Below are 12,783 nucleotides of genomic sequence, written 5' to 3'. Positions count from 1 at the left end.
CGATCAACTGGATAAAGTGCGACGGGTCTCGAAGAGAATCATTTGCCTTTTACCGGCAATATCGTAACTTGCCGGTAAATGTCCTTTTCTCAACTCCCTCTCGTGATCCAGACCAGCTATGCCGAACTGCTGGACCAGCTGCGCATCGCAGCCATTTCAGAGTTCCCGACAGGTTCAACATTCCGGAAGCGCAAAATTTCCGGGCGCGATTACTGGTATGTTCAAGAGCCAACGGGCCCGACCGGGCGTCCGCCGGAGCGTTACATCGGTGCCGATACGCCCGAACGCCGCAGCCTCATTGAAACGGCCCAGCGGGCGAAAGTGGACGCCGATGCGCGAAGGGCGATTCGACGCTCTCTCACAGGGGCCGGACTACCGGAACCGGATTCACTCACCGGATCGATCATTGAAGCGCTGGAAGAGGCGGGCACTTTCCGTCTACGCGGCGTGATTGTGGGCACGATAGCATTCCAGACCTATTCGGGCCTGCTCGGCGTGCGCCTGCCGGGGGCGGCGATCCGCACGGGCGATCTCGATCTTGCGCAGGACTATGGCGTCTCGGTCAGTCTTGATGACGCATTGGACACCTCGCTTCTCGACATCCTGCAATCGGTTGATCCGGGCTTTCGACCTGTCCCGGGAATCACCAATCCAAATATCGCAGCGACCTATGCCCGGCCCGGCGGCTACCGGGTCGATGTTGTCACGACCAATCGCGGAGCGGACCGTGACGATCCCGTCCGACTGCCGAGTCTCAAATCAGACGCTGTCCCGTTACGCTACCTGGACTTCCTCCTGAAGGACACGGTCGAGGCCGCTGTGCTCACGCGGTTCGGAGCATTGGTCAATGTGCCCTCACCGGAGCGATATGCGGCACACAAACTGATCGTCAGCGTCTTGCGCCGCGCGGCCGGCCCGAGTGCAATCAAGTCAGACAAGGACATCGTCCAGGCGAGTCTCCTTATGGAAGCATTGATCATGCAGCGCCGCGAGGACGAGCTCGCCGCCGCGCTAAGCGAAGCAGCTGATCGCGGAGCAAGCTGGCGTCAGCATCTCATCTCCGCGTCCGCGAACTTGTCCGATCATCTGCGCGAATTTGTACTTTCGATCGTGCACGAAAACGATGGGTCGGCGGCGCACTGAGCGTATACAAAAAAATCGCGATCACCACAGCAGGACACAGCTCAGTTCGTGCGGCGATGTATTCGTCGTGCGCAGCGACCGTGTACGGGTTTATTCTTCCAAATTCCCTTTGACTGTGGGTGTTCCAGACAGGATCGCTCGCGATCTGTCAGCATCGAAGGTGCATGGGGTGTGAAACGAAACATCCCCCTTTGTTCTTCGCAGCAGCGGAGGCATCGGGGCAAGTTGGAACAGGTCGAGCGTTTGATGCGGATTGGTTTTTATATGTCTATTCAGGGGTTTAGCCTCGGGACAAGATAGAAGCCAATCCACCCTGACAAGCTTCAGGGACGGCATCGAACAGGCATGCGGGCTTTCGGATTTTCTCTTCCCCGTGTGTCCTGAAGCTTCCCCAGGATGTGCAAACATTTTGTCCTGATGGGGAAGCATCGGGAGAGACCCTATGCCTACCAAACTCAAACCAGCCGCGAGAAATCCGAAAACCAGTTCAGCCGACCGTTTTGAATGGGACAGTGAAGTTCCGGGCCTTGCCCTTCGCCACCGCCAAGACCGAAGGCCTGCTTGGTATGTTCAGATATGGACCGACGGACGAAACGTGCGCCGCGCTCTGGGATCAGAAACTTCACTAACCTTGGAGCAAGCCAGAGATACGGCCCGCGCGCTGATCGCTGAATTGACCGGTGAAACGAAGCCTCTGCCGCTTGTTCCTGAAACCCCCAAAGCCACTGTTTCAGAGTTTGCAGTCCGTTTCCTTGACCATGGGACGCCAAGTTGGAAGCCTGCCACCCTGAAGGCCCACCGGAGTCTCCTCGCATGCGCCATACTTCCTCAGTTCGGCGTCCGCGATATCGCCTCGATAACAGCTCAGGAGGTCGCATCGTGGTTTGCGCGCGCACGAGGATCGCAGGGGACACGAAACCGCGCGCTGGCGGTCCTTTCGGGCATGATGCGGCACGCCGAGATTCTCGGTCTCCGTCCACCCGGCTCAAATCCATGCCAAGGGCTTCGGCGACGAAAGAACCGGTTTGAAGTCCATCGGCTGAGCGAGCAGGATTATGGACGGCTTGGCAAGGCCCTGAGACGGATTGAGGACACAGAGCCAGCCATCGCCGCTCTGATCCGGTTCCTGGCCCTGACGGGATGCCGAAAATCCGAAGCGCGTCTCCTGCGATGGGACATGTTGGATGCAAACCGCGCAGCCCTGCCCGACAGCAAGACGGGGCCGCGCGCAATCTGGCTGGGCAGAGCAGCGCTCTCTCTCGTCGCTGAACAGCCTCTGACTTGTGCTTTCGTGTTTTCAATCAAGGACAAGCCGGTTTCTCCTGCACGGATCGCCAAGGTTTGGGCCAAGGTTCGCATCGAGATCGGACTTCCGGTGCTCCGCCTGCACGACCTGCGCCACGGCTTCGCGTCGGTGGCGATCTCGTCGGGCGAAGCGTTGCGCACCGTCTCGGGTCTGCTCGGACATTCGGAACTTCAAACGACCGCAGGCTATGCCCAGTTCTCCGAAGCCCCTGTCAGGCAGGCCGCCGAACGCGTGGCCGAACATCTGGAGCGGACCCTTTCGCAGCGCGTCCCTCGCGTAATGCCGGAACCACCCCCAATGGTGGCGGCATTTTTCGCACAGAGCATGTCCGTTCGTGACTTCGCTGCGCAGCAAGGTGTCAGCCTTTCGACCCTTCGCCAGAAGGTCGGGGCGTATAACCGCGCGCGCCGCGAAGCGCTGTCAAAGGTGGAGGCAAGCTGATGCGAAAGGAACCGATTTACCTGAGCGACCTCTCGGCCCGTGCCGCCCGGCCCAACGCCAAGGAATATGCGCTCCCGGACAACCGGCTGAGCGGGTTTGGGCTGAGGGTCCAATCGACTGGCACGAAGTCCTGGGTCCTGCGCCTTAAGGTCGATGGCGCGGCGAAGCGAGTCACGCTCGGCAACACCCAAACGATGAGTGCAGAGGAGGCGCGGGCGCGAGCTCACCAATTGCTCGCAGCGCACGCGCCTCCGGATATCGCGTTACTCGCTGCTGACGACAAACCGGCCATCAAACTGAATGTGCTCGCACAAAGGTTCCTGAAAGCTAGACGGGAAATCTGGAAGCCGACCACGCTCAAGTCTGTCAAAATCTATCTCAACAGCTCGATCCTGCCCGCACTGGGAGAACACGCAATCAATCGCCTCACAACCTCAGACATCGCCGAATGGTTCCACACGTACAGCACAACAAGTCCCGGCGGTGCCAATCAGGCTCTCTCGCATCTGCGGAGCATGCTGAAGTTTGCGCGCGAATCGGGCATCCTGCCACCTGACGTGCATGATCCTTCGAAACCGATCCGGCGCAACACTCGGCGTGCGAGGGGGCGGCTTCTCAATGCAGGACAGTTGGCGCAACTCGGGACTTGGCTGGAAGCGCCGCCAATCCGGTGGCTCCATGTTGCCGATGCGATCCGGCTCATCTTGCTCACTGGCTGCCGGTCGGGCGAAATCGCGCGGCTGACTTGGGCCGAAGTAGGTTCCGACAAGCTGAGCCTCCGCGACACCAAAACCGGCAAGCGCAATGTCATTCTGTCCCGTCCTGCAATTGAAATACTGGACCGGTGCAGGCACGGTGCAAGGTCCGCCTTCGTATTTCCCCACCCGGCAGGCTCAACAAGGCCGATCGCCTCAATTGACACGGCGTGGCGCGCGATCCGAGCGCAGGTCGGGCTACCCGACGAAATTCGCCTGCATGATCTTCGCCACACGTATGCCAGCCACGCGATCATGATCGGCGAATCCTTGAACATGGCGGGAAAGCTCCTTGGTCACAGGAGGCCGAAGACGACGGAGATTTATTCCCACATAGATGCCGATATCTTAGGATCTGCAGCTGATCGCATTGGTACCTCAATCTCCGTTTGGCTTGACTGCCGGTAAGCCCGGAATGTGCCTGTAAGCAGCACCAGAATAGCCAAAAGAAGCACAAGGTGTTTGCCTTAAGGCAAATGACTCTTTAGAGCGGGTATAATACCCACTCTAAAGAGTCTTTCCATGCTGCAGTCTGCTGACGTCGTCCGAATCACTGGCCTATCGCGAAGCCAATTGCGAGAGTGGACGGCCAGGGACAGAAGAGACATACTTCCACCAGACGTCTTGCCAGGTGGAACCGGTAAAAATGCCCTGTTCGAGTGGAGAACCGTTCTGGTTCTCATGATTTTGAAGGAGTTGAGGGACAAGTTTCATATTGAATTAGGGGCTTGGCGACAAAGTGTTCGAGACCTTCGAAATCAACTTATTGGCGTGCCGTTTCACGCACTTTGGGATTGTTACTGTCAATTCGAGTCGGTAAGCTCGCAACCAAGAATGTATCGGTTTTCTGAACGCTTTGACCGTTCTGGGTTAACTATTTCTTTAGAGCATCACTTGATCCTCTTGAGCGAGAGTACGAAGCACGAAGCGCCATCTCAGTTCAGTCTTTTTCCAGCTGTGGCGGTTCCTAAATGACGTCAAATATTATTGCTTCCGACTGGGCATCTGAGTTTGGCTTGGCGTTGACGCCGCTATTTGGGCCAGCCGACACAATGGCCGAAGGCGAGCATTTTGTGCTCCTTGATGGCGGCAACGGAAGTTTCGCGTTGTCGATTACGTCGGATCGGATGTGGAAGCATTCCAAACCAACCAACTGGTCGTGGTCATCGGACCTTTCGCATCATGTAACTCTCACCGAGAATGAGGTCGGTGTTGTCAGGTGGGACAAGCCAAATCCAGAAGTCTTTACAAGGAGCAGCATCGACGGAAAACGAAATGAGTTTTATCAATTTCTAACGGCCGATCGAGTTCAGTCAAATCGCCGAGTGGTTTCTCATTTCCTGGAAGCTTATCGAAGGATGCGTTCACTAACTGCAGATGCGGGAATTCCTGACGCGCACTCAACCGATGCCTTCTTAGAGTTGCTTTCGTTTGCCATCGAACGCTCGCTATCAGCTGACGTAAGTTCGGATGAAAGTCCTTCGATTGCTGCGTCACAACAAACACATCTACTCGAAGCTTTATCAGAAGGTTCCAAATCGGCTCTTCTGGAGTTTCTCCTGGAAACCGACGATCTCAAACAAAACCTTACTCTATTGCCGACCCTCGCAATTAGGCATGCCGGAAGCGAGATATTTCAAGAGGCACACTACGAGCTGCTTAGAGCGTCAGCGCCAGACCTTTTCGGTCACGTGGGACCAGCTGAGGCAGGTAATGTTTCGCGAGGAGGGGCGCATTTTACGCCACCAGCTCTCGCAAGAAGCCTGACCGAGGAGGTCCTAAAACAAATACCGAATTTGGCATCACGCGATAGCCTGGTAATAATGGACCCCGCTTGTGGTTCTGGTGCATTTCTTCATGAGGCGATGAGGGCGATCGAGCGAACCGGGTTCGGTGGTCGTCTTACATTGATTGGCCGAGATATATCAGCATCGGCTATCTCGATGGCACAATTCGTAATGAGAATGGCAAAGGCTGATTGGTCACCGGCGGCTGGCGTTGAAATTGACTTACTAACATCAGATTCGTTGCAAGAACGGCTCCCTGATGCGGATGTCGTCCTTATGAATCCTCCGTTCGTCTCATGGTCAACAATGGGTCATCAGCACCGAGATCAAATGAGAACAATCTTGGGTGAAAATATCAGCGGTCGAGGCGATTTGAGTATGGCCTTCGTAGCAAGAGCGTTGTCCGCCCTCAAGCCGGGCGGGACTATCGGCGCGCTGATGCCTAACAGTGTCTTGACCCTCCAGTCCGCTCAGAAATGGCGCGAATGGCTTGTTGATGAAGCGGATATTCGTTTCCTCGGTTCGCTTGGGGACTACGGACTATTTTCGTATGCGATGGTGCAAGTCGCTGCCGTGGTGATGACCAAACCTATGAACGGCGCTCCGAGATCGGAAATGACCAAAGTTCTGGTAGCAGCGAATGAAGCAGATTCGACATCATTTGCTTTAAGGCAACTTCGAAAACACTCCGGAATCGATGCCGCGCCGGTGTACGATCCGGAGTTTCGAATTTTTTCCATTCGCCGCGATAACTTTTCGAACAGCACCACTTGGAACATGACGTCGCCCCGCACCGCAAAACAGCTTGACCGCCTTTCGCAACGGCTTGGAATCTTGAGCGTCGGCGAACTTTTTCACGTTCGCCAAGGTGTGCGGACTGGTTTCAATGCAGCTTTCTTGCTGAAAACCGATGAAGTAAATCAATTGCCTAAGAAAGAACGCCAGTGGTTCAAGCCAGCTGCAACAAATGACTCTATCATAGACGGTGAATTGCTCGATCTATTTAGCGTTTTTTATCCGTACAGCAATGATGGTTTATCGCTCAACACCGAAGCGGACTTGGCTCAGGCGGTGCCCACTTATTCGACGCACTACCTTATTCCCAATAAGGAGCGTCTCTCGAATAGAGCGGGGCATCTCAGGGCAAATCGAAGTGATTGGTGGGGGCTGTCTGAACGAAGGGCGACTTGGTCGCTAGATCGAACTCCCAGGATTATCTCCAAGTACTTCGGAGGGCCAGGAGGGTTCGCCCTCGATTTGAATGCAAACTGGATCGTAGTGCAAGGCTTTGCTTGGTTCCCCATGTGGGACACTGATATTACCGACCAAACGATGGAAACAGTGTTGTCCACAGAACACATCTTGAGTGCGTATTCGGCAATATTTAACTCACGCTCTTTTCATAAACTAATGAGCCACTTCTCCCCACATGTTGCGGGTGGGCAATTCGATCTCAGTCCACGATACGTCAATGCCATTCCACTGCCTGATCTCCAGTCATTGGCCACTGGAATGCAATCGGGTCGACTAATTTCCCTACTAGCAGAATTGGGAAGTAAGCCAAATCCCGGATCAACAAGCTGGATGCTCAAGACCGATAGACTCGTCTGCGACCTCTATGGCCTCGACCTGAACGACTTGGATTGAGGCATGGTTGCAGAACTCATATTACCTCGGAGCAAACTGGAAAGGCATTTCCAGCAGATCGAAGGAATAATTTCCAATCACTCGGGCGCGACGCCCGTTTTAGATATTTCCTGGCACCTGAACCCTGTGGTGGCAGGATTGGTTGGGTCTGGCTGCGAGAAAATTGACCGTAATCGTGGCGCGCGCTCCTTCGTCGCTCCAGCTTGGAAATTGGACAATGACCTACTCGCATGGATCGGTTATCGCGAGGAATGGACTTCCGAAGCGCCAGCTGGAGCTACCCAAAGGTTCTCGTTCAGAGCTATCAGCATCACTGTGCATTTTGGATATTTGGGTGACTTACGGAAACCCCAAATGTTCCGGGCAGAGTGGTCCGGGTTCGCGAAATGGGCGGGAGAGGCCTACTCGTTTCAAGCCGCTAATGCGGGTCACCCTCACTGGCAGTTTGACGCCATCGACAGCTTGTCTTTGGAAAGCGAACTAGGACCTGCAGATCAATACCTTGAATCCATCAGGGCGAATGACGAGGATCCGGCGGCGAAAGAGTTCGCCAGTTCGGGGCCTACCAAGCTGCTCAACGGCGAACTAAAGTCAGCCCAAAAGTTAAGCCGAGTCCATTTTGCGAGTGCCGCTACATGGTGCCAAGCAAACAAACCAATGACTCACACTCACGCACCCGCGACGCCTAACGACCTCGCAAACTGGGTGGACCGTTCCTTAGCATATATCGGAGAAGAGCTAGAGCGCTTTGTCTAAGTCGCAGTGTCCCCTAAAATATCCCAATATTCTCGAGACAATAACACGGTAAGGGACGCGCAGCGGACTGAACGGAAATCTTAAACTTGATCCCTGCCGTATATCGCCGTAACATTTCCTAAGGGTCTGAAGGCCCGAAGGCACGCGCAACACGATTTTGTTTCAAGCTGTTCGCTAGAACAATGTTTTGATACAGGATATCTTTCTGTCCTTGGCGACTTATTTCGTCCTTGTACGCATCGTTTAGATGCATGGGGTGTGACACCCACTTCTAGCTAAAGTATCTGACAACCTACAGATTAGTAATCGAGACTATGGCGTATCCGAAGACGTAGGGCAGATACCAACCCGGTTAGTGGATTATCGCTTCCAATGCGTCAGACTGTTCTTTGTGCTTTTGCGGATTCTCAGCAATGAGCTTTTCTAAGTTTTGCATCTTCCAGCGGACTGCAGGCAAGTTGGCGGCTTCCGGCAGATCAATAAGTGTGAAGTCAGGTGCGCCGGCCTGAAGTGACCGGAGAAACCCGGCGCTAGATCCAGTCAGACGGCTTTGGATGTCTTCGAAGAACCGTGTGCGTACGTCCTCCAACTCCTTGACGGTCACTGACTCGACGGTCATGCCGGAGAACTCCTTCTCGAACACTCCTTCAAGCGCCTGTGGGTTTGGGTTGAGCAATTCATGAGGAGGGCGCCCTGAACAGGCGACATAGACAAGGAAGACCTGAAAGAGATCGTCAGTTATGCCTTCATTCTCGTAGAGCAGCTTCACATCATAAAGATCTCGCGGATGTTGGCGATCAAGGGCTGCGTGAAACTTGCCGCCATAGAGGTCTTCGAAAGCGACTACCTGCGTTTCCGCAAATCCGAACTGCTCTTCAACGGCAGGAGAAACACGCTTGGCCGCCGGCACCAGAACGGTGCCTCGGGCAACTGGAGAGGTCTCGATTTTGACCACAGAATTGCCGGCCTCGGCCTGAACACGCGTGTCACCGTGCCCACCGCCTGCGATCCGCCTCCCCCTCACATTGGGAAGCTTGTTTATCGCATTCAGGATTCGGTCCATGGCGGCATCGATATCAGCGAGGGACTCAGCTCTGTCTTTGACCGGCACATAGGTAAGATCTATATCCACCGACAGGCGGGGAAGATCCCGGTAGAACAGGTTGATCGCGGTCCCGCCCTTCAAGGCGAAGTCTCTCTCGTCTGCGACAATTGGCAGGAGTCTGACGAGCAACTGGACCTGGTCTGCATATCGTTCACGCGCCATCATCACGCTCCTGTCTCGGCAAATACTCCGCCGGTACGGAGATCCTGTAGTCCGGGTGGAACTTGCCACCCTCGACCAGTGCCCGGGGGCCAGAGCCCAGATCGATCCTGTCCATTTCCAAATATTTGCGCCAGGCGTGATTGTGTCTGTCGGCGAACACAAAGAAGAGTCGTTTGACCTTGATGCTTTTACAGGCCTCAAGCATGGCCTGCATCTTTGCGGGCCGCACTCCGCTCAGGCTTTCAAACGCCATATCGGCTATATGAAAACTCTCATGATCGGGCAGCTCGTCCAGAAGCTCCAATACAGCGCGTTCGAGCGAAGAGACGGTCAGCGACCATCTCCCGTGACTGACAGCGAGATCCTCGTCTGCGGTCTCGCTTGATATGGCCACATTGTCCACGCCGATCATCTTGCCGCCGAACAGGCTGCGGGTCCGGGTCATATAGCGATCTGCGTCCGGCAGGCGTTTCAGCCAGGCTGGAGGCTTGCCATAGAGATAGACCAGCTCGTCCCCTCGAAACGACAAATAATGGACAAGGCCATGCGTTGCGAGTGCCGTCTTGCCACCGACGTGAACGTCATAGCCCATCAGCCGCTGCATCGACAGGACCGCGATCTTCCACCCCTGTCTTGCGTTATCGGTTTCAGACGATCCAAAGGGGCGCCTGTAGAGACCGCGCGTTACTTTTTCGAGCCAGCCACGCCGCTCGTAGTTCAGGATCGACTTGCGATCTATTTTTCGGCCCACAAGCCATGCTGCATCAACAAGGAAGCCCGGAGGCACCTCGTCGAGAAGGGGTTTTAATTTTTCACGTCTTTGTTGGCTCATGACCACTAAAATACGAATAATTTGAATTATTCGCAATCCTGAATATTATAATGGGGCGATTACATAGGCTAAAAGCCAATAAATAGCGAATAATTCAATATTTATTGTCGAAACACTGCCTGTCAGATGTGAGGAGAAATGCCAATCGGTAAAGGCTGCTGGATTTGCGCTCGGGTCATACTGTCCTGATAAGTGCCGGAAATATGTTCATTCATTTCCGCCTGAATTACCCGATCAGGCCGAATCCCGCAGAAGCCTTTTTTGCACATCAGGATGCATAGGCGTCCTAAGGACGCCTATGCATCCTGATGTCGGAAGTCAAGTTAGGTGCCTCGGCATCGGCTAAGGGCCAAGAGAATCACAGAGCAACCTGTTTCCCAATCCGCAGACGGGTAATCGGACCCCTGATACTTCGCAGTTGGAAGCACAGTATTTGACATTGACGCCCACTCAATCAGCAAGTATCTCCGCGCCTTCCTACCCCGTGCCCAGATGGCGGAATTGGTAGACGCGCTACGTTCAGGTCGTAGTTCTCGCAAGGGAGTGGAGGTTCGAGTCCTCTTCTGGGCACCAGTAGGTTGTTTTAATTGAATAAAATCATTTTCCGGTACCATCGGCGGTTGCTGCGTCGAGGTAGCGTTTGGTAAGGTCCGGCACCCTCCAAACCGACCCGATCCACTTGCCCATGCCGCTCACCATTTCCGATATTGAAGGCTTCGAGCCGCGACAACAGTCCTACAAGCGCTCGGACGGCCACGCCCTCTACATCTTCATCAGACCCAACGGGTCAAAGCTCTGGCGCATGAACTATCGCTTCGAGGGCAAGCAGAAGACGCTCTCGTTCGGCGCCTGGCCGATCGTGACGCTCGAAGAGGCGCGGGCCCTCAGGAACAATGCAAAGCGCCTCCTCCGGCAGGACATTGACCCGGGCGCCGTTCAACAGTCCCGAAAGGCACGCCGGCGCGGTCGTGCCCCGACCACGTTTGATGTGATCGCCGACGAGTTCCTGGAGAAGCGCAGGCTTGAGGGTCTTGCCGAAACCACGCTCTCGAAAAAGGCCTGGCTGCTGGATTTCGCCAGGGAAGAAATGGGCGTCATGCCCATCGCCGAAATCAAGCCGCGCGATGTCCTGGCTGTGCTGAGAGCGATCGAAGCGAAGGGTAATTACGAGAGCGCCAAGCGCCTGCGCACCGCGATCGGTGAAGTCTTCCGCTATGCTGTCGCCACACTACGCGCAGAGACAGATCCAACCCCTGTCCTGCGCGGCGCATTGATCTCCCCGAAAGTACGGCACATGCCGGCCATCGTGGACGCCCCGCGATTTGCGCGCCTGGTCAGGGCCATCTGGAACTATGAAGGTCGCAGGCATACAGCCAGCGCCTTGAAACTCATGGCGCTCCTCTTCCCCCGCCCCGGCGAGCTCAGAAAGGCGACCTGGTCGGAAATAGACTTCAACACCTCGACCTGGACCATTCCGGCGGAGCGTATGAAGATGAGACGCGAGCACAAGAAGCCGCTGCCGCCTGCGGCTCTGTATATTCTTCTGGACCTGAGGGGAGCGTGCGCCCCGACAGACTTCGTGTTTCCCGCAACGACCAGCCCGGACCGCCCCATGAGCGAGAACACGATGAACCTCGCTCTACAGCGTCTCGGGTTTGCCGGAGACGAGATGACGCCGCACGGCTTTCGCGCCAGCGCCTCGACCTTTCTCAATGAATGCGGCCTCTGGAATCCCGACGCCATCGAGGCTGAGCTCGCGCATGTGGACACCAAGAGCGCCAGGTCCATCTACAACCGCGCGAAGTACTGGAGCGAGCGCGTCGAGATGATGACCTGGTGGAGCGAGCACGTCGTCCGAAACACGAATGCGAGGTGACGGCTCCTTTCGGAGCCGTCACCAGCGCGATCAGTCCCTGGGGTTCCAGAGGAGCACGTAGCGACCCTTCTTGCCCTTCACGGGCGCCAGGTTCGCATAGATCTTGCGCGGTCCGATATTCGGATCGGCAAGCGTCAGCGATACATAGTCCTTGCCGCTGGACTTTGCCTTGACGATCCACCCGCCGCCGATCTCGGTCTGGATCTCGCCTGCGAAGATGCGATAGTCGGGCTGGGTATCGACTGTCTTGTCCGCGTTCTTCTCGATCCGGATGGGCGCGGTGAGGTTCATCATCGCGAGGGCGCCTTCGAAGCCGGTTTTGGTTTCGCTGACGTAGCCGAGTGCGTTTGCCATGGGATGTTTTCCTTTTCGTTTGCGTGGCTGCCGAGCGGGACCCGATTGTCCCTGTCGACGCCGGACCAAGAGGACGGTGCGGCCCGGCCCTGAACCCGAAAGGGGCAGAGCGAAGCGGCGCACCGGCAAGACACAAGCGAATTTGCATCGCGATGAATGCGCGGAACGCGAAGAGGACATTCGTGGGGACGGCCGGTTTCAGGGCCGGGCTGCGCCGTCCAGGTCAAAAGGCAAGAGACAGGGACAGGATGGGCCAAAAGGCTGCCCGGCGAAAGGGAATACCAGGCAGCCCATGGCAATCACCGTCACCGGTTCCAGAACACGTGCACTTCATCGAAGCCAAGCGTGATGGTGAACACATCGCCATTCAGTTCCATATCGCGGCCCATGGCTTCCCAGTCGATATAGTATTGCAGCGATTCCGGAATCTCCGGACCGGTCTCACGCGTGATCTCTTCGGCAAAGTCTGCAAGAGAGCGGTATTCGCCCGCATGATTGTCGACCGCGTCGCGGGCCTCGTCCAGGCTGTTCCCGAAATGGCCATAGAGCCTGGCGCCAAGGCGTCCATGCTGCTCTATGAAATCGGCAAGCGCGCACACCGTGTCGAAACTCGCCCATT

General features: G+C 55.8%; 10 protein-coding genes and 1 tRNA gene. 7 read left to right on the top strand and 4 right to left on the bottom strand.

Annotated elements, in window-relative coordinates; translation table 11 throughout:
* The first annotated feature begins 78 nt into the window (after positions 1-78).
* From HOC_RS13425 to HOC_RS13400, 5 genes are all read left to right on the top strand, one after another.
* Positions 79-1,143: a nucleotidyltransferase family protein gene (locus tag HOC_RS13425; protein WP_035539473.1), complete on the top strand. Its 1,065-nt coding sequence runs from the start codon at positions 79-81 to the stop codon at positions 1,141-1,143.
* A gap of 442 nt (positions 1,144-1,585) precedes the next feature.
* Complete coding sequence (locus HOC_RS22960) at positions 1,586-2,890, top strand: tyrosine-type recombinase/integrase (protein ID WP_084146327.1); 1,305 nt, start codon at positions 1,586-1,588, stop codon at positions 2,888-2,890.
* Positions 2,890-4,053: a site-specific integrase gene (locus HOC_RS13415; protein WP_035539472.1), complete on the top strand. Its 1,164-nt coding sequence runs from the start codon at positions 2,890-2,892 to the stop codon at positions 4,051-4,053. Before HOC_RS22960 ends, HOC_RS13415 begins: the two co-directional genes overlap by 1 nt.
* Positions 4,054-4,616: 563 nt before the next feature.
* Positions 4,617-7,079 carry an N-6 DNA methylase gene (locus HOC_RS21850; protein ID WP_084146326.1) on the top strand — a complete coding sequence of 821 codons (2,463 nt, stop codon included), beginning with the start codon at positions 4,617-4,619 and terminating at the stop codon, positions 7,077-7,079.
* A gap of 3 nt (positions 7,080-7,082) precedes the next feature.
* The gene (locus HOC_RS13400; RefSeq protein ID WP_035539467.1) at positions 7,083-7,835 is read left to right on the top strand and encodes a hypothetical protein; all 753 of its coding nucleotides are present in this window, start codon (positions 7,083-7,085) and stop codon (positions 7,833-7,835) included.
* Positions 7,836-8,187: 352 nt separating this feature from the next.
* Here HOC_RS13400 and HOC_RS13395 read toward each other — a convergent pair whose 3' ends face one another.
* Positions 8,188-9,102: a nucleotidyl transferase AbiEii/AbiGii toxin family protein gene (locus HOC_RS13395; protein ID WP_035539466.1), complete on the bottom strand. Its 915-nt coding sequence runs from the start codon at positions 9,100-9,102 to the stop codon at positions 8,188-8,190.
* Positions 9,092-9,934 carry a type IV toxin-antitoxin system AbiEi family antitoxin domain-containing protein gene (locus HOC_RS13390; protein WP_035539465.1) on the bottom strand — a complete coding sequence of 281 codons (843 nt, stop codon included), beginning with the start codon at positions 9,932-9,934 and terminating at the stop codon, positions 9,092-9,094. The genes HOC_RS13395 and HOC_RS13390 overlap by 11 nt, the downstream gene beginning before the upstream one ends.
* Positions 9,935-10,420: 486 nt before the next feature.
* Between HOC_RS13390 and HOC_RS13385 the strand changes: the two genes are divergently transcribed.
* Positions 10,421-10,507, top strand: a tRNA-Leu gene (locus tag HOC_RS13385).
* A gap of 67 nt (positions 10,508-10,574) precedes the next feature.
* The gene (locus tag HOC_RS13380; protein ID WP_241767024.1) at positions 10,575-11,810 is read left to right on the top strand and encodes a tyrosine-type recombinase/integrase; all 1,236 of its coding nucleotides are present in this window, start codon (positions 10,575-10,577) and stop codon (positions 11,808-11,810) included.
* Between the two features lie 30 nt (positions 11,811-11,840).
* Here HOC_RS13380 and HOC_RS13375 read toward each other — a convergent pair whose 3' ends face one another.
* Both HOC_RS13375 and HOC_RS13370 read right to left on the bottom strand, forming a co-directional pair.
* Complete coding sequence (locus HOC_RS13375) at positions 11,841-12,164, bottom strand: DUF736 domain-containing protein (protein ID WP_035539463.1); 324 nt, start codon at positions 12,162-12,164, stop codon at positions 11,841-11,843.
* Positions 12,165-12,469: 305 nt separating this feature from the next.
* Positions 12,470-12,783, bottom strand: a 314-nt coding sequence (locus HOC_RS13370) for an antirestriction protein ArdA (RefSeq protein WP_035539462.1), incomplete at its 5' end; no start/stop codon positions are given.

This window comes from Hyphomonas oceanitis SCH89, from assembly GCF_000685295.1.
GTDB classification, from domain to species: Bacteria; Pseudomonadota; Alphaproteobacteria; order Caulobacterales; family Hyphomonadaceae; genus Hyphomonas; species Hyphomonas oceanitis.
The sequence above is the reverse complement of the archived record's forward strand: the minus strand, read 5'-3'. Positions and strand labels throughout refer to the sequence as shown.

Coding starts and splice junctions, on each gene's coding strand:
- HOC_RS13425 (WP_035539473.1), top strand. CDS start 79: ATGTCCTTTTCTCAACTCCCTCTCGTGATCCAGACCAGCTATGCCGAA.
- HOC_RS22960 (WP_084146327.1), top strand. CDS start 1,586: ATGCCTACCAAACTCAAACCAGCCGCGAGAAATCCGAAAACCAGTTCA.
- HOC_RS13415 (WP_035539472.1), top strand. CDS start 2,890: ATGCGAAAGGAACCGATTTACCTGAGCGACCTCTCGGCCCGTGCCGCC.
- HOC_RS21850 (WP_084146326.1), top strand. CDS start 4,617: ATGACGTCAAATATTATTGCTTCCGACTGGGCATCTGAGTTTGGCTTG.
- HOC_RS13400 (WP_035539467.1), top strand. CDS start 7,083: ATGGTTGCAGAACTCATATTACCTCGGAGCAAACTGGAAAGGCATTTC.
- HOC_RS13395 (WP_035539466.1), bottom strand. CDS start 9,102: ATGGCGCGTGAACGATATGCAGACCAGGTCCAGTTGCTCGTCAGACTC.
- HOC_RS13390 (WP_035539465.1), bottom strand. CDS start 9,934: ATGAGCCAACAAAGACGTGAAAAATTAAAACCCCTTCTCGACGAGGTG.
- HOC_RS13375 (WP_035539463.1), bottom strand. CDS start 12,164: ATGGCAAACGCACTCGGCTACGTCAGCGAAACCAAAACCGGCTTCGAA.